We start from the raw sequence: 16,025 nt of genomic DNA, 5'->3' as shown, positions 1-16,025 counted from the left end.
ATATCAAATGTAAGATTTATTATTTGAAAAATTATGAATAAAGAAAAATCATCCCTGAATTCCCTTCCAACCGGAAGTGGAAAAACCACCACACTATATTCCCTGCTTCATCATGCCCATGAGATGATCAATCGAAATATCATATCACTTGAAGATCCCATTGAAAATGTATCCGAAAAGGTACTGCAAGTCCAAATCAATGAAAAGGCAGGCATTACTTATTCTGTCGGACTAAAAGCTGTGCTAAGGCATGATCCCGATGTGATCATGGTTGGGGAGGTCAGGGATGCCGAAACGGCCAAAATTGCAGTTCGTGCTGCACTAACCGGTCATTTGATACTTACAACCATGCATACAAGGGATGCACAGGGCGCTATCTCCAGGTTACTTGAATTTGGTGTCAGCTTGCTTGAAATTGAACAGAGTTTGATTGGCGTGACAGCACAGCGGCTGGTTGAATTAAGCTGTGTACCATGTAAAGGCGACTGTACTGCTATTGCTTGCCAAATGACTGCCAGGAACAAAAGGGCAAGTGTGTATGAATTGCTTTATGGAAAAAGCATGGCCAATGTCCTTCGGATGATGGGGGATGAAAAAGGAAAGGGTACGGTAAGCCACCGCCAATTGAAGGATGAAATAGGAAAAGCGGTTGCAATGGGCTATGTGGATTGCCTGGAATATGAACGGCTGGTATACGATGAAGCAAAAAAGTAAATGGCAGCTAAAAGAACAGGCGGTCTTTATTTCGAAACTAGGGGAATTATTAAGTCATGGTTATCCCTTGGTGGACGCATTACATTTTCTGGAATTCCAAGAATCGAAGAAGAAAGCGGAAGATTTCGCTCAGGCCATAAAGGATTTAAGGAATGGATATCCGTTGCACCAGGTGCTAATTCACCTTAATTTTCATCCGCAGCTTGTAAGTTATATATTTTATGGAGAGCAATACGGCGACCTGGATCGGGCGTTGAAAGAAGGAGGGCAATATTGGAAGAAAAGAACGGAGGATATGGATAAAGTAAAAAAGTTAATGGTTTATCCCGTATTCTTAGTCATTTTTGTAAGCATCGTTTTTTATATACTTCAGAGTGTTCTCCTTCCTAAATTTCAGGCAATCTATTTCACGATGGATGTCGATCAGAATGCAATCTTGAAATTAATGTCAGCTTCTACATTCATTCTCCCAGTCCTCCCCTTCATATTGCTTGGATTGCTCCTATTCCTGTATGTGCTCAAACGATTTTGGTTCAATGGATTATGCCCATTAAGGCAGCGGCGGATTTTGATGGGCATTCCGATATTCGGGACCTTCATCAAGTTATACGAAACTTATTTCTTTGTAAGCCAATTCAGCGGTTTGCTTTCCGGAGGGCTTTCGATTAACGAAAGCATCAAATTATTCTCTAAAAACCAGCAACAGCCTTTTTACCAAAAACTATGCTCCATCATCAAGGATGATCTGACTGAGGGAAGATCGCTTGAAATGATCTTTCAGGAGCTTCCCTATTTCGATGGAAACTTACCGGTGGTTGCTGCAAATGGTCAAAAATACGGCAGACTTGATGCAGAGCTGCATCATTACAGTCGTTTTTTACTCGAGAAAATTGAAGAGAGAATGAATGCAATCTTGAAAATCATTCAGCCTCTTATGTTTTCACTGATAGGTCTTTTGATCGTTTCCATTTATTTAGCGGTTTTGCTGCCGATGTTCTCTTTGCTTGAAGGTATATAGGATTCAGTATTGCATTCCGGAGGTGAAATTGCTCTGAAATCATCTGGTGTCAGATGGTTTCAGGAGCAGGATGATATGATGAAGAAAATGATGAATGAACGAGGTTTTACACTAATTGAGATGCTTATTGTTTTACTTGTAATATCCATTCTTTTGATTATTACAATCCCAAATATCACGAAACATCAATCCACTGTCCACTCTAAAGGATGTGAAGCATTCGTGAAGATGGCTCAAGCGCAGGTTCAGGCATATGAGATCGACAATGCTAAACTGCCCGTAAGTATCGATGAATTGGAAAGTCAAGGCTATCTCAAACAGACATCTTGCCCTAATGGGAATGATATTAGTTTGGATAACAAAGGAAAGGTAACGGTCGTTGAGTAGGAGAGAAGTGAATATACGGCATTCCAATGGGGGGTATACCCTGTCTGAAACCCTTATTGTCCTTGTTATTTTTATACTCCTGATTTCCATCAGCCCAAATTTATATCCAAGCTTCACTAAAGGGATGGAAATCAGGTTATTCATTTCACAATTCCATGAAGATCTTTTCTACGCACAACAGTATGCCATCAGTCATGAGGGCTTGATTTACCTCCATATTGATAATACCAATAAGTTTTATAGTGTTTCGTCATATAAGGAGGGAACTCTTCTAGAGAGAAGCATACCAGAGGATATACAATTCTTAAGTGGAACATTAGGGTTCAGCTTTCATTTTAATCAGTATGGAAATGCTTCAAAAGCTGGAACGATGATGGTTGACACTTCAAAAGGAAAGTACAAATTGGTCCTCAATATCGGTAAAGGGAGGTTCAGGATTGAGAAATTGTAAGGGTTACGTCTACCTTGAGATTATTGCCGCATTTTCCATTTGTATTTTCGTGGTCCTTTCCATTTTACCGATTCTTGAAGAGTTGATGACACATCGTAAAAATATTGTCATAAGGACAGAAGCCCACCATTTATTATATGAAAGATTGACGGCATTCATCGATGGGGAGATACAAGCTATTGGACAGGATATCATTTACCGAAGAAAATCCTATGAATTGATATGGAGGGACCATGGGGATTTCCCTGGGATGATTGAAGGGTGTGTATGTTATGAAGATGAATCTGGTAAATATGAATCCATTTGTGATGCTGCGAAAAAATGATGGTTTTACGATGATCGAAATGCTTTTTTCTTTAATGATCTTAATGACGACGTCTCTTTTTGTATTAGAACTTTTTTCAACCATTCATACCCAGGTGAGGTCCATTGACAAGTTACATCCTAAAGAGTGGGAGGTCTTTACTATGCAAATGCAGCAGGAGGTCCGGAGTTCAATAGATCAGGATGTAATGGGAAATAAATTATATTTGCTTTCAGGTGAGCAATTATCATCCATTGAACAATATGAGGATAAGGTCCGAAGGCGAGTGAATGGTATGGGGCATGAGGTCATCTTGCAGAACATTTCGGAATTCCAGGTCGAGAAGGATGGCGGTGTCATTGTTTTAAATATAACGGATAAAGCAGGGACTACTTTCAGTCGAAGATTTCATCCTTTCTTTAAAAATGTGAAGAAAGTCGATGAATAATCAAAAAGGAGTCGTTTTCCCGATGGTAATGATTGTAGCAAGTGTTTTCATCATGTTGACGATATTAATGATCGATCAATTTATCCTCGATAAAAGGTTTTATAAAGAAGTGGAAGAATCGCTTGTGGCCGACCATCTTGTACATCTCGCCGTTAAGGATGTGACGGAAGAGCTGGGGGAAGTGATCCCGGACATCATTCAGGGGGAAATCTCATACCCAAATGGTGTTGTGAGGTATTCCTTAACGAAGCAAGACGGTCCTTACGTCTATCTCGAATTTTCTTCCACAACTAAAAATGGCCGCGTTGGCAGGGTCATCATTCAATATGATAAAGAAGCGGGGAGAGTGATAGAATGGATAGAAAAGCAGGCTATGTAATACTCAAAGATCAACTCTTTTTTTAAAACGCTGACCCATTTTCAACGATTTACGTGTTTAACGAACAAGTAAAGGATTAAAAGAAGCGCTAGCCGGGCATACTTTGCATAGGGTGATTTTAAATGTCTACAAACGCTTATATTAAATATTTGACGCAACAGCTTGTCGAGTATTTTAATCTGACCAAAAAAGAACGAAAAGAAAAGCGCCGTCATAGAAAAGAGGATAAAAATCATGGTATATCCCATTGGTTTGGCATTGTCCCTTTTGCTTTGTCGATGTTCGTAAGGAAAAATATCAAAAAATAAAACAGATGTCCTAAACTTAGGACATCTGTTTTTTTAAGTATCGTTATTACTATCCCAACGCCCTATCTGATAGGTAAAACAAACCTCCGTTGATGATGGATATTCGGATGTTCGGTTCGTATTGAGCTTTTAAGGCTTCCTTTTCGGTAAAATAACTCTCACTTTTTTCGTCCATGTCCTTGTAAAAATGCTCCAATAAGTTCAAGTCATTCTGCCAGCGCAGCATGGCTTCTTCCGCCCAAGAATGGTCATCATTCTCGAAACTCCTCCTAATGTATGTATCCAGTCTTGCCAATCCACTTTTCGGCATGATGAGCGGTGAAAGCGTAAACGAGTAATCCGGTATTTTTGGGGTGACCTTAATTGGTAAAACCCGATGGTGAAATCCTTCCATGATTTCGCCCGAAATTAAATTCAATCCGATGGACATAAAAGTATCTTTTTTACGATCGCATTGGTAGGATATTTTCACATTCAGGGTAAGCCATGGAAATAATGGATTATTCCCGCCCATTAATGGAGGGGTATCTTCAAAAAGTCTAGTATACCCTGCCAGCTTTTTTGTTGATTGAATAATCTGATGGAGCCGAGGGGAGCCAAAATGGATCATTTCTCCCTTTAGGTCGGGTGGGGCTTGTTCTGGATCGGTAATGAAAGTCATCTGGGCTGGGTTCGGAATGCCACCTGTTTTTTCCAGGTAGTGCCAATAAAAGGGCCGGTTCATTAATTCTTTATCCATTTCTATCGTTAGTTGAACTGTAAGGTGGGTTGGTTTATTATCCAATATGTCACATTCATTGGCTTTAAAGTAAGTTATTAAAAAATCATGAATTTCCTGTTGCTGCATGAACCTCACCTTCCTTCATGGATTGAGCGAATTGGATCAACGATGAAAAATTATCCATCTTGATTTTCATTTCGCCTTCTGTTTTGGACTCGCCGACCACATCAATTAAATATTCTTCAATGTTGTTAATATCCAGTTTGGTTAGAATATCATCCAATTCACCAATTACTTTTTCAAATAAATTAATTTTTTCGTATAGTAACTTTAGAATATGTTCTTCAACAGTATTTTTCGTGGCAAAGTTATAAATCCTGACATCCTCTTCCTGTCCAAGGCGGTGAATCCGCCCAATTCTTTGCTCAAGCCTCATGGGGTTCCATGGCAGGTCAAAATTAATCAAGTGATGGCAGAACTGAAGGTTTATCCCTTCCCCGCCAGCTTCTGTTGCAATTAATACCTGAATTTTCTTTTGGAATAATTCTCGCATCCAGTCTTTCTTTCCACGTTTAAATCCGCCTCGGAATGGGACTGAAGAAATTCCATTCTGTTGAAGGTACCATTGTAGATAAAGCTGAGTAGCTCGGTATTCGGTAAAGATAATCACTTTGTCATCAATTTTCTTGATCAGCTCCAAAGCTTTTTCAGCCTTTGAATTCTGAACCGTTTCATTCACTTTTGAAAATAAATCATCAAGCTTTGCCAAAAAGTCAGGGGTAGGCTGGTCGTATTTGGCTTTCATGTTTTTTAAAGTATAAAAGACCGCCTCTCTGCTGCTGCAGGCTTCTCTTTGGAGAGTGAGAGCTGAAAAGGCGCTTCCTTTTGTTCCATCAGAAATAGGTTTGAATTTTGAAACTGCATCGTACAATGCCTGCTCGGTTGGAGAAAATTCAATGGTGATGGTTTCCACATGCCTTTTTGTCCATTCAATACCAGTATCGGCCCGCCGGTTTCGAATCATCACAGTGTTGACCAATTCCTTTAGGTGTTCATCTTCAATTATGTTCCGGCCTTTCCCTTTATATTTTTCCGAAAAGAGTGAGGCATTTCCCAAGTGGCCTGGTTTCAATAACGAAACGAGGTGAAAAATTTCCTCGACTTTATTTTGAATGGGAGTAGCTGTCAGGAGTAAACAAAATTTCTTTTTCAGATTTTGGACGAATTCATAGTTCTTCGTCTTATTATTTTTAAGTTTATGAGCTTCATCAATGATGATGAAGTCATATTCCTGATTGAAAATGATATCACGATGTGGAGCGCGTTTCGCTGTATCAATGGATGAAATGACCACATCACAGGAGTCCCACACATAACTTTTTCTCTGAACGACTGCCGGAATATGAAACTTCGTATTCAATTCAAAAGCCCATTGTGTTACAAGTGAAGCTGGTACAAGGATCAATACCTTCTTTACAAGGCCTCTGATCATATACTCCTTTAGGATCAAGCCGGCTTCAATTGTTTTTCCGAGACCTACCTCATCTGCTAAAATGGCCTTTCCATTCATCTTTTCCACCACTTGCTTTGCAGCTTCCAATTGATGGGGAAGCGGGGTTAACTGAGGAAGGTGCTTGGGTGCCTGTAAACCTTCAAAATCAGGAATGATGAGATTTTCCTCCATTTTAACCGCCAACTTATAAAGCTCCCAATTTCCCCATGGACCGTCATTTTCCACCTTTTGTAAAAACTCGTCATTCCATTCAGAATTGAAGGATATATTGATTTTCATAGAAATAACTCCCTCTTAAATCATAAATTCCTTAATATAAGGTCAAAAACCGAACATTTCATATGTGAAGTAAGAAAAATATTTCTCTTCAAAAGATATTGCAGAGATAAGTTTCTTAGGGTAGGATATAAGTATATTTAGAAAATTCCAATTTCCAAAAGCTAAAAAGAATTTTTGTATCGATTTTGCAGTTCGCGTTTTCTTAGTATGGGCTATAGGTACCTGCTTTATCCAAGATTACCGAAGGAGATCATTTAAACGTTTTTCTGGAGTTTTTGGAGATTTTGCAGAGAATGCATTCTATGATGCTCAAAGGTTTTACTAATGGGTGGGGCTTATTCGCTTAATTTCATTGGTAGACCATAATATGCGGGTGAAGATAAGGGGAGAGACTACGGATGTAGCGCCGAAGGAGCAAACTTAGCAGTGAATCTCTCAGGCAAAAGAACTCTTATTGGACGCAACTCTGGAGAGCGCCGCCCGTTTGGGACGGCCACCAAAGGGGAAAACCTATTATATAGGTAAACTTTCAGGTTTCAGGACAGAGAAAAAGCTCAAACGGGCTTTCTCTGTCCTTTTTTGTGCTTTTTTGACATCATGAATCAGGATATCTGATGCGTAAGGACAAAAAGCTTTGATAATGAAGCCAATTTAATTTTAAAAAATCTGAGGGGGGTCATTTTTTGACCAATTTAAAAAGAACACCACTATTTGAGGTTTATCGTGAATGCGGAGGGAAAACGATTGATTTTGGCGGCTGGGAACTTCCTGTCCAATTTTCGGGTATAAAGGACGAACATGAAGCCGTACGTACAAAAGCGGGTCTGTTCGATGTATCGCATATGGGGGAAGTTGATGTTAAGGGTCCTGGGAGCCTTTCCTTTTTACAGAAGATGCTGACTAATGATATATCAAAGCTGCAAACGGGCGGTGCCCAATATTCGGCCATGTGTTATGAAAACGGCGGGACGGTTGATGATCTCATCGTTTATAAAAGGGCGGAAGACGACTATCTGCTCGTGGTCAATGCAGCGAATACAGAAAAAGATTTCGATTGGCTGCAAGCTAATCTAACGGAAGATGCCCAAATTACGAATGTATCGAGTGACTATATACAGCTAGCACTTCAAGGACCATCTGCAGAGAAGATATTGCAAAAACTTTCAGAAAATACTGCCTTAAGTGAAATTGGATTTTTCAAGTTCAAGGAGAATGTCATGATAAATGGTATCTCCACGTTGGTATCCCGTACTGGATATACTGGTGAAGATGGTTTTGAAATATATAGCGACAGTGAAAACGGCCCGGCCCTTTGGAAGGCGATAATGGATGCCGGAAAGGAAGAAGGGATACAGCCGATTGGTTTAGGTGCTCGTGATACCCTGCGTTTTGAAGCGAAACTGCCGCTGTATGGGCAGGAGCTTTCAGCTGACATTACTCCAATAGAAGCCGGGATTGGTTTTGCGGTAAAAGTGGATAAGGAAGCCGATTTTTTCGGGAAAGCCGTTCTTGCTGAACAAAAGGCGAAGGGGGCACCCCGGAAGCTTGTGGGAATTGAAATGATTGACCGTGGCATTCCTCGTCATGGGTATAAGGTCTACAGCGGGGACAAAGTCATTGGGGAGGTCACGACTGGTACCCAATCACCAACGTTGAAGAAAAACGTAGGATTGGTACTTATCGATAAGGAATATTCGGTGTTGGATGCGGAAATTGAAGTGGAAATCCGTTCCAAACGTTTGAAAGCCGTTATAATACAAACACCTTTTTATAAAAAACCACGTAAATAGAGGGGAATGGTCATTAGATGAAACATCGTTATTTACCCATGACAGAGCAAGATAAACAAGAAATGCTGGAAGTTATAGGGGTACCTGCTGTTGAAGAACTTTTCAATGATATCCCTGAAAGTGTTCGCTTTCAAGGAGAATACGATATCAAACCTGCTAAATCGGAACCTGCATTAATGAAAGAATTATCAAGGCTTGCTGCCAAGAATGCGGATCTTAAAAACTATGCTTCCTTCCTTGGTGCGGGTGTCTATGACCATTATGCACCGGTCATCGTCGATCACGTTCTTTCCCGTTCTGAATTTTATACGGCTTATACTCCCTATCAGCCCGAAATTTCACAGGGTGAGCTGCAGGCCATCTTTGAATATCAAACGATGATTTGTGAATTGACGGGTATGGACGTAGCTAACTCCTCCATGTATGACGGCGGGACTTCGCTGGCTGAGGCGGCCATGCTTGCTTCAGGTCAGACACGGCGCAAGAAGATTCTCATTTCAGGAGCAGTTCATCCTGAATCAAGAGAAGTTGTGAAGACTTATGCGAAAGGGCAACGCGTGGAAGTGATTGAAATTCCTTATAAAGACGGTGTGACGGATATGGCTGCTTTAAAGGAATTAATGAATGATGACATTGCAGGAGTGATTGTGCAATATCCGAATTTTTTTGGACGGATAGAGCCATTGAAAGAAATGGAAGAAATCATTCATGGCGTCAAGTCCATGTTTATCGTTTCCAGTAATCCGCTTGCACTGGGGGCTTTGACACCCCCAGGTTCACTCGGTGCAGATATCGTAACGGGAGATGCTCAGCCATTCGGCATTCCAGCGGCATTCGGGGGACCTCACTGTGGATATTTTGCCGTTACTAATAAACTTGTTCGGAAAGTTCCGGGCCGGCTCGTCGGTCAAACGGTGGATGAAAATGGAAAAAGGGGGTTTGTGTTGACGCTTCAAGCTCGTGAACAGCACATTCGCCGTGATAAGGCCACATCCAACATTTGTTCCAATCAAGCGTTGAATGCCTTGGCAGCTTCTGTTGCAATGACGGCGCTTGGGAAAAAGGGTGTCAAAGAAATGGCCGTGCAAAATATTCAAAAAGCGCACTATGCAAAAAAAGCTATAAAGGCAAAAGGGATAGAAGTGATGTTCGACGGTCCTTCGTTCAATGAATTTGTCATTAAACTGCCTGCTTCGTTTTCAGAAATCAATAAAAACCTTTTTGAAAAAGGGATGATTGGCGGCTTCGATTTAGGGACGGTTTATCCTGAGCTGAAAGACCATATGCTGGTTGCGGTAACGGAACTTAGAACAAAAGAAGAAATCGATGCACTTGCGCAGGAATTGGGGGATCAACATGAATAATCAAGATCAATCACTCATTTTTGAAATCAGCACTTCCGGTCGAATCGGGTACAGTCTGCCAGAAATGGATGTTGCAACTATTCCGCTCGAAGAAATTCTTCCTGCCGACTACATCCGTGAAGAAGAGGCAGAGCTTCCTGAGGTGTCCGAACTGGATATCATGCGTCACTATACAGCACTTTCCAAACGGAATCATGGGGTGGATTCGGGTTTTTATCCGCTGGGTTCATGCACGATGAAATATAATCCGAAAATAAATGAAAATGTGGCACGCTATAACGGTTTCGCCCATATCCATCCATATCAAGACCCGACTACAGTCCAGGGAGCCTTGGAACTATTATTTGATTTGCAGGAACATTTAACGGAAATCACAGGAATGGATCTAGTGACATTACAACCTGCAGCAGGTGCACACGGTGAATGGACAGGGTTGATGATGATTCGCGCTTTTCACGAAGCGAATGGCGATACAGAACGGACGAAAGTGATCGTACCTGATTCTGCACACGGTACGAATCCTGCATCTGCAACTGTTGCCGGACTTGAAACGATTACAGTGAAGTCCGATGAAAATGGGTTAGTCGACCTTGAAGATTTAAAGCGTGTTGTCGGACCGGATACGGCGGCCTTGATGCTGACGAACCCCAATACATTGGGATTGTTTGAAGAGAACATTTTGGAAATGGCACAACTTGTCCATGATGCAGGTGGGAAGCTTTACTATGACGGAGCCAATCTGAATGCAGTCCTATCAAAAGCACGCCCGGGTGATATGGGCTTTGATGTGGTTCACTTAAATCTCCATAAAACATTCACAGGTCCGCATGGCGGCGGCGGTCCGGGTTCCGGCCCTGTAGGGGTAAAGTCGGATTTGATTCCCTACTTGCCTAAACCGCTTGTTGTTAAACAAGATGAGCAATTCGTTCTTGATTATGATCGCCCGCAATCCATTGGCAGGGTAAAACCATACTATGGGAACTTCGGGATAAATGTTAGAGCTTATACGTACATTCGTTCAATGGGTCCTGATGGCCTTAAAGCCGTCACAGAGAATGCGGTCATCAATGCCAATTATATGATGCGTAGATTGGAACCATTTTTTGACTTACCATATAATCGTCATTGTAAGCATGAATTCGTATTAAGCGGACGCAGGCAAAAGAAATTAGGGGTAAGGACCCTCGATATAGCAAAAAGATTGCTGGATTTCGGGTATCATCCTCCAACCATTTACTTCCCGTTGAACGTGGAAGAAGGAATGATGATAGAACCGACTGAAACCGAGTCAAAAGAAACGCTGGATGCATTCATCGATGCAATGATCCAGATTGCCAAGGAAGCGGAAGAAACCCCGGAAATCGTTCAGGAAGCTCCGCATACAACCGTTATTAAGCGGCTTGATGAAACTCTTGCTGCAAGAAAACCTATTCTGCGTTATCAAGCATAGACTGATAGCTTACACGAAAAAAATCCCTGCCTGCCGGCGGGGATTTTTCATGTTTATGTAAGAATTCATTAAAGTCGAACAGTTAACTTTCATTTTCCTAGAGCCCGCATGAAGCATATGAAGGCTTTTTAATTTAAAAGAGCCCATGCGGAGATGGGGTCTTATTTCTTTGCTTTGATTTTCCCGGTCCACATCTTGAAACCGCCCTTTAAGTGAAAAAGTTCCCTGTAGCCCTTTTTGTATAGCATGGCTGCAGCTCTTCCGCTGATGATTTCGCTTTGAGCGTACAAATATACAGGCTTGTCCGGCCTAATTTCGACCAAGCGGGTTTTCATTTGCGTCATAGGGATGTTTCTTGCGCCTAAGATATGACCATTATCGAAATCATTCGGTTCCCGCACATCGATTAGCTGCACTTTTCTGTAGTTAGCGATAAATTCGTCCTGTGTTAATGTTTTAACGATTTTACGCTGGCGGTACCAATTAAAAACTGAATACGCAATAACCACTCCTAAGATGATGAGCAGTGTATATAATATTTCCAAACATAAAAACTCCCTTCTACCTTAACGAATACAGACAATCTTTATTATATAATTGCTTTACCCAATAATCAAAAAGAATTTTCATCAAATTCTTCATCGACTTGATAGCACTTTCTTTTTTAGAGTGTTAAAGTCTGTTAAACTACTACATGTGAGTTTTTTGTGGGGTATTGAAAAACAGTCTATTGAAACGAGGGGTAAGGATGACTAAAGAAAAATGGGGTTTTATAGATTCTGGATATTGTTCGCCGGCGTTTAATATGGCGCTGGACGAAGCACTGTTAAATTGGCAAAGCAAAGGGGAAATTCCGCCAATCATACGCTTTTACGGTTGGGATCCAGCGACATTGTCGATTGGCTATTTTCAAAAGGCAGAAGCGGAAATCGATATGGAAGAGGTCAAAAGGCAGGGCCTTGGTTTTGTTCGCAGACCAACAGGAGGACGAGCGGTACTGCACGAGCATGAATTGACTTATAGTGTAATCGTTCCAGAATCCTATCCGGGAATGCCAACTACCGTTACTGAAGCATATCGTGTCATTTCTGAAGGAATATTAATGGGGTTCAGGAATCTGGGATTGGATGCTTATTTTGCCGTGCCTAGAACCGATCAGGAAAAAGCGGCTTTAAAAACGCCCAGATCTTCCGTCTGCTTTGATGCTCCAAGCTGGTATGAACTGGTCGTCGAGGGCAGGAAGGTCGCTGGTAGCGCTCAAACCAGGCAAAAGGGCGTCATCCTTCAGCACGGTTCCATTTTGCTTGAACTTGATGATGATAAGCTCTTTAGCGTATTTAAATTCTCAAATGACAGGGTTAAGGAGAGAATGCAAAAAAGCTTAAAAAATAAAGCTGTGGCCGTAAATGACATTGCCGGAAGAAAGGTTACCATCCCTGAAGCGAAAGAAGCTTTTGAAAAAGGTTTTGCCGAAGGACTTTCGATCGAGTTAGAGCCATACGTCCTAACTGAAAAGCAATTGCAGGAAGTGAAGGCCATTGCAGAAAGCAAATATGAAAGCGATGAATGGAATTTCATGAGATAGAAAAAGCAGGATAATTAAAGTGGATAATAAAAAAGTTTTTTCAGATTTGTTTGACCAAATAAGCTATTCCTTGCAGGGATAAGCCCTAAAAGGCATGGGGAAAAAGCAAGGTCCAAATTAATTGAAATCTGATGAAAAATTATTATAAATCGACATTTTCCTCCCTTTTGCTAACTATATTAATTGATTTATCGTTTGACAAAATTAAATGTTATTCAAAACAAACACAATATATAGTAGTTGAAATATTTAATGCGACACTATATGTTGATTTTTGGGTTTCGCTATGATAAATTTAGGGTACTTGTTAAGCGAAACGGACATGTAAGGCTACATATAGATTTGCGGCAGCAAGAACGGATCTTGAAACATATAAAGGAGAGGGAATTATGTCGGTTGTAATAAAAGAAGCTTTAAAGGTTGATCTAGAAAGGTTGAATAAGGATATTTCTTTATTTCCCCAGGTTCACCCTGTAACTGCTGATATGAAAATGGCGCATAAGGGCGTGTCCCGTCTAGTCATGCTTGACCGCTATTCTTTTAAGGATACTGAAAAAATCACACTCTCGGCAGGCGATTTCGTAGTGTTGACGATTAAGGAAGATCCGAAATTCCCGGCAAGGGGTCTCGGTTACATCGTTGAAATAGATTGGGAAACGAAAAAAGCCAAAGTATTGGTGGATGAAGAATTCCGTGGCGTATTGGATAATCCGGAAGAAGTGGAGACGGGGATTGTAAACCGTCCGCTGGATATCATCGAAAAGCCGCTTGAAATATACTATGAACAAATTGCGAAACGTAATGCAACGGGCTTGGCTTCAGTGGAAACCACGGAAGAAAAAAGAATGGAATGGTTCAATAAATTCTATGAAGAACTAAAGAACCTTAATTTTGTTCCGGCAGGACGCGTATTATATGGTGCGGGTTCAAATACGGATGTTACTTATTTCAACTGCTATGTTATGCCATTCGTACCGGATTCACGTGAGGGGATTTCAGAACATAGGAAACAAGTGATGGAAATCATGAGCCGCGGAGGCGGAGTGGGTACGAACGGATCGACACTTCGTCCAAGAAACACTTTGGCCAAAGGGGTTAATGGAAAATCCTCTGGTTCAGTTTCATGGCTTGATGATATCGCGAAATTGACGCATCTTGTTGAACAGGGCGGTAGCAGACGCGGTGCGCAAATGATCATGCTGGCTGATTGGCATCCGGATATTGCAGAGTTCATCATTTCTAAAATGCAAAACCCAAGGATCCTTCGATACCTAGTGGAAAACACTAAAGATGAAGCGATCAAGAAATATGCAACGGATAAATTGAAATTCACGCCGCATACCGAACAGGAAACGGCTATGTATCAAGGAATCATCAACTATAAGGAAATTCCCGGTCTAGGTGGATTTAGCGAAAAAATCATTAGGGATGCAGAGGAAAAGATCCGTACAGGCGGAACGTACAGTGTCCATAATTCCGAATTTCTTACGGGCGCCAACATCTCGATATGCTTGACAAAGGAATTTATGGAAGCGGCAGAACAAGATGCGGAATACGAATTGCGTTTTCCTGATGTTGAAAGCTATGATGCCGAAGAAATGGCTACTTATAATCAAGAATGGCATAAAGTCGGTGATGTTCGTGAATGGGAGAAAATGGGGCACAAAGTCCGTGTTTACCGTAAAATCCGAGCTAAAGAGCTTTGGAACTTAATAAACATTTGTGCAACATATTCTGCAGAACCAGGTATTTTCTTTATCGATAATGCTAATGAAATGACAAACGCCAAAGCCTACGGTCAACAGGTCGTAGCTACGAACCCATGTGGCGAACAGCCATTGGCCCCATATTCAGTATGTAACCTTGCTGCTGTCAATTTGGCTGAAATGGCTGATAAAGATAGCAAAACCGTTAATTTCGAGAAACTTAAGCAGACCGTCGAAGTCGGTGTGCGTATGCAGGACAATGTCATTGACGCAACTCCTTATTTCTTGGATGAAAACAAAAAACAGGCACTGGGTGAGCGACGGGTTGGACTTGGTGTAATGGGTCTGCATGACCTGTTGATCTACTGTGAAACCGAATACGGATCTGAAGAAGGAAATATTCTGGTTGACAAGGTGTTTGAAACGATTGCGACTACAGCTTACAAGGCATCCGTGGAACTTGCTAAAGAAAAAGGCAGTTTCCCGTTCCTGATCGGATCAACGGATAAAGAAACAGATGAGCTTAGAACACGATTCACACAAACTGGATTTATGGAAAAAATGCCGGAAGATATCAGGGAAAGCGTTGCTGCATATGGCATCCGTAACTCTCATTTATTGACAGTGGCTCCTACAGGAAGCACAGGAACGATGGTTGGGGTATCAACAGGTCTTGAACCATATTTTTCCTTCACGTATTTCCGCAGTGGCCGTCTTGGCAAATTCATTGAAGTTAAGGCTGATATTGTTCAGGAATATTTGGACCGTCATCCAGAAGCTGATACACAAGAGCTTCCAAAATGGTTCATTTCCGCTATGGAATTAGCTCCTGAAGCCCATGCAGATGTTCAATGCATCATTCAACGCTGGATTGACAGCTCGATCAGTAAAACGGTCAATGCTCCAAAAGGATATACTGTCGAACAAGTTGAAAAAGTATATGAACGTCTATATAAAGGCGGAGCAAAAGGCGGTACAGTATATGTGGATGGCAGCCGTGACAGTCAGGTTCTCACGCTCAAAGCGGAAGAAAACCAAATGGACGAGCAGCTCGAAATGGACGAATTGACAGATGTGGAAGTAAAGAAAAAAGTCGTATTGGTCGATACGATAAATGAACTGCGTTCGACGAATGTTACGATTGGGTCGGAAGTGGGCAACACTTGCCCGGTCTGCCGTAAAGGCGAAGTCCAGGAAATGGGCGGATGTAATACTTGCACGAATTGCGGAGCACAATTAAAATGTGGGCTATAAGCTAATAGAAGGGAAGTCGTTAAGTGTGCTGAAAAGCTAATCTTAACGGCTTTTTTTTTAAAAGATCGGGCGAGTAGTTTTTAAACTTATTAAAAGAGAAAGCCAAATCCGGCTTTCTCTTTTAAGTTCATTCACCCATTTTCATTTTGTTGGCCTATTTCCTTTTCGGCCAGGTATTGGTTTCCATCCTTCAATACCGAAAATTCATCGACCGAGTCTCCAGGAATATTCCTAGGATTAGGATATTTATTATCTGTTTGGACGGTAATCGTTTGTTTCCCCATCCCGTTTGTCAAGAATTCTCGTTTATTAGCCATTTTGCATCTCCTTCATTTCGATTTCCAATTAAAAACA

At 41.4% G+C, this 16,025-nt stretch carries 17 protein-coding genes and 2 riboswitches; of the genes, 13 read left to right on the top strand and 4 right to left on the bottom strand.

What is annotated here, in order from left to right; genetic code table 11:
• Window positions 1–33 precede the first annotated feature (33 nt).
• From UP17_RS16290 to UP17_RS16255, 8 genes are all read left to right on the top strand, one after another.
• A complete protein-coding gene (locus UP17_RS16290; protein ID WP_061464028.1) occupies window positions 34–714 on the top strand; it encodes an ATPase, T2SS/T4P/T4SS family in 681 nt (226 codons plus the stop codon).
• Complete coding sequence (gene comGB, locus UP17_RS16285) at window positions 698–1,732, top strand: competence type IV pilus assembly protein ComGB (protein ID WP_167555989.1); 1,035 nt, start codon at window positions 698–700, stop codon at window positions 1,730–1,732. The genes UP17_RS16290 and comGB overlap by 17 nt, the downstream gene beginning before the upstream one ends.
• 78 nt (window positions 1,733–1,810) lie before the next feature.
• Window positions 1,811–2,119, top strand: a complete 309-nt coding sequence (gene comGC, locus UP17_RS16280; RefSeq protein WP_284149587.1) for a competence type IV pilus major pilin ComGC — start codon at window positions 1,811–1,813, stop codon at window positions 2,117–2,119.
• Window positions 2,120–2,126: 7 nt separating this feature from the next.
• The gene (gene comGD, locus UP17_RS16275; protein ID WP_061464026.1) at window positions 2,127–2,570 is read left to right on the top strand and encodes a competence type IV pilus minor pilin ComGD; all 444 of its coding nucleotides are present in this window, start codon (window positions 2,127–2,129) and stop codon (window positions 2,568–2,570) included.
• Complete coding sequence (locus UP17_RS16270; protein WP_061464025.1) at window positions 2,557–2,895, top strand: hypothetical protein; 339 nt, start codon at window positions 2,557–2,559, stop codon at window positions 2,893–2,895. Before comGD ends, UP17_RS16270 begins: the two co-directional genes overlap by 14 nt.
• Window positions 2,843–3,322, top strand: coding sequence for a competence type IV pilus minor pilin ComGF (gene comGF, locus UP17_RS16265; RefSeq protein WP_061464024.1), 480 nt, complete (start codon window positions 2,843–2,845; stop codon window positions 3,320–3,322). The genes UP17_RS16270 and comGF overlap by 53 nt, the downstream gene beginning before the upstream one ends.
• Window positions 3,315–3,701, top strand: coding sequence for a competence type IV pilus minor pilin ComGG (gene comGG, locus UP17_RS16260; RefSeq protein ID WP_061464023.1), 387 nt, complete (start codon window positions 3,315–3,317; stop codon window positions 3,699–3,701). Before comGF ends, comGG begins: the two co-directional genes overlap by 8 nt.
• A gap of 122 nt (window positions 3,702–3,823) precedes the next feature.
• The gene (locus tag UP17_RS16255; RefSeq protein ID WP_061464022.1) at window positions 3,824–4,009 is read left to right on the top strand and encodes a YqzE family protein; all 186 of its coding nucleotides are present in this window, start codon (window positions 3,824–3,826) and stop codon (window positions 4,007–4,009) included.
• A 49-nt stretch (window positions 4,010–4,058) separates the two neighbouring features.
• On the opposite strand, the gene UP17_RS16250 is transcribed toward UP17_RS16255, so the two are convergent.
• Together UP17_RS16250 and UP17_RS16245 are read right to left on the bottom strand one after the other, a co-directional pair.
• Window positions 4,059–4,856, bottom strand: coding sequence for a YqhG family protein (locus tag UP17_RS16250; RefSeq protein ID WP_061464021.1), 798 nt, complete (start codon window positions 4,854–4,856; stop codon window positions 4,059–4,061).
• Complete coding sequence (locus tag UP17_RS16245) at window positions 4,834–6,522, bottom strand: DEAD/DEAH box helicase (RefSeq protein ID WP_061464020.1); 1,689 nt, start codon at window positions 6,520–6,522, stop codon at window positions 4,834–4,836. Before UP17_RS16245 ends, UP17_RS16250 begins: the two co-directional genes overlap by 23 nt.
• Window positions 6,523–6,895: 373 nt before the next feature.
• Window positions 6,896–6,983: riboswitch (glycine riboswitch) on the top strand.
• A gap of 3 nt (window positions 6,984–6,986) precedes the next feature.
• Window positions 6,987–7,069, top strand: a riboswitch (glycine riboswitch).
• 136 nt (window positions 7,070–7,205) lie between these two features.
• On the opposite strand from UP17_RS16245, the gene gcvT reads away from it, so the two are divergent.
• Genes gcvT through gcvPB form a run of 3 tightly spaced genes read left to right on the top strand, consistent with a single transcriptional unit; the run spans window position 7,206 to window position 11,126 of the window.
• Window positions 7,206–8,312 (top strand): glycine cleavage system aminomethyltransferase GcvT, encoded by a 1,107-nt coding sequence (gene gcvT / locus UP17_RS16240; RefSeq protein WP_061464019.1) that lies wholly within the window; start codon window positions 7,206–7,208, stop codon window positions 8,310–8,312.
• Window positions 8,313–8,329: 17 nt separating this feature from the next.
• Window positions 8,330–9,676, top strand: a complete 1,347-nt coding sequence (gene gcvPA, locus UP17_RS16235; protein WP_061464018.1) for an aminomethyl-transferring glycine dehydrogenase subunit GcvPA — start codon at window positions 8,330–8,332, stop codon at window positions 9,674–9,676.
• Window positions 9,669–11,126: an aminomethyl-transferring glycine dehydrogenase subunit GcvPB gene (gene gcvPB, locus UP17_RS16230; protein ID WP_061464017.1), complete on the top strand. Its 1,458-nt coding sequence runs from the start codon at window positions 9,669–9,671 to the stop codon at window positions 11,124–11,126. The genes gcvPA and gcvPB overlap by 8 nt, the downstream gene beginning before the upstream one ends.
• A 161-nt stretch (window positions 11,127–11,287) precedes the next feature.
• Here the strand turns inward: gcvPB and UP17_RS16225 are convergent, their stop codons facing one another.
• Window positions 11,288–11,671: a rhodanese-like domain-containing protein gene (locus UP17_RS16225; RefSeq protein ID WP_061464016.1), complete on the bottom strand. Its 384-nt coding sequence runs from the start codon at window positions 11,669–11,671 to the stop codon at window positions 11,288–11,290.
• Window positions 11,672–11,874: 203 nt separating this feature from the next.
• Here UP17_RS16225 and UP17_RS16220 point away from each other — a divergent pair, with 203 nt between their 5' ends.
• Window positions 11,875–12,711 (top strand): lipoate--protein ligase family protein, encoded by an 837-nt coding sequence (locus tag UP17_RS16220; protein WP_061464015.1) that lies wholly within the window; start codon window positions 11,875–11,877, stop codon window positions 12,709–12,711.
• A gap of 389 nt (window positions 12,712–13,100) precedes the next feature.
• Complete coding sequence (locus UP17_RS16215) at window positions 13,101–15,671, top strand: vitamin B12-dependent ribonucleotide reductase (protein WP_061464014.1); 2,571 nt, start codon at window positions 13,101–13,103, stop codon at window positions 15,669–15,671.
• A 131-nt stretch (window positions 15,672–15,802) separates the two neighbouring features.
• Here UP17_RS16215 and UP17_RS16210 read toward each other — a convergent pair whose 3' ends face one another.
• The gene (locus tag UP17_RS16210) at window positions 15,803–15,988 is read right to left on the bottom strand and encodes a hypothetical protein (RefSeq protein WP_061464013.1); all 186 of its coding nucleotides are present in this window, start codon (window positions 15,986–15,988) and stop codon (window positions 15,803–15,805) included.
• Between the last annotated feature and the right edge of the window lie 37 nt (window positions 15,989–16,025).

The organism is Peribacillus simplex (assembly GCF_001578185.1).
Taxonomy (GTDB): Bacteria; Bacillota; Bacilli; order Bacillales; family DSM-1321; genus Peribacillus; species Peribacillus simplex_A.
The sequence above is the reverse complement of the archived record's forward strand: the minus strand, read 5'-3'. Positions and strand labels throughout refer to the sequence as shown.

Excerpts from the sequence above, each read along its gene's own strand:
- UP17_RS16290 (WP_061464028.1), top strand. The coding sequence starts at position 34 with ATGAATAAAGAAAAATCATCCCTGAATTCCCTTCCAACCGGAAGTGGA.
- comGB (WP_167555989.1), top strand. The coding sequence starts at position 698 with ATGAAGCAAAAAAGTAAATGGCAGCTAAAAGAACAGGCGGTCTTTATT.
- comGC (WP_284149587.1), top strand. The coding sequence starts at position 1,811 with ATGAAGAAAATGATGAATGAACGAGGTTTTACACTAATTGAGATGCTT.
- comGF (WP_061464024.1), top strand. The coding sequence starts at position 2,843 with ATGAAGATGAATCTGGTAAATATGAATCCATTTGTGATGCTGCGAAAA.
- comGG (WP_061464023.1), top strand. The coding sequence starts at position 3,315 with ATGAATAATCAAAAAGGAGTCGTTTTCCCGATGGTAATGATTGTAGCA.
- UP17_RS16255 (WP_061464022.1), top strand. The coding sequence starts at position 3,824 with ATGTCTACAAACGCTTATATTAAATATTTGACGCAACAGCTTGTCGAG.
- UP17_RS16250 (WP_061464021.1), bottom strand. The coding sequence starts at position 4,856 with ATGCAGCAACAGGAAATTCATGATTTTTTAATAACTTACTTTAAAGCC.
- UP17_RS16245 (WP_061464020.1), bottom strand. The coding sequence starts at position 6,522 with ATGAAAATCAATATATCCTTCAATTCTGAATGGAATGACGAGTTTTTA.
- gcvPA (WP_061464018.1), top strand. The coding sequence starts at position 8,330 with ATGAAACATCGTTATTTACCCATGACAGAGCAAGATAAACAAGAAATG.
- gcvPB (WP_061464017.1), top strand. The coding sequence starts at position 9,669 with ATGAATAATCAAGATCAATCACTCATTTTTGAAATCAGCACTTCCGGT.
- UP17_RS16220 (WP_061464015.1), top strand. The coding sequence starts at position 11,875 with ATGACTAAAGAAAAATGGGGTTTTATAGATTCTGGATATTGTTCGCCG.
- UP17_RS16215 (WP_061464014.1), top strand. The coding sequence starts at position 13,101 with ATGTCGGTTGTAATAAAAGAAGCTTTAAAGGTTGATCTAGAAAGGTTG.
- UP17_RS16210 (WP_061464013.1), bottom strand. The coding sequence starts at position 15,988 with ATGGCTAATAAACGAGAATTCTTGACAAACGGGATGGGGAAACAAACG.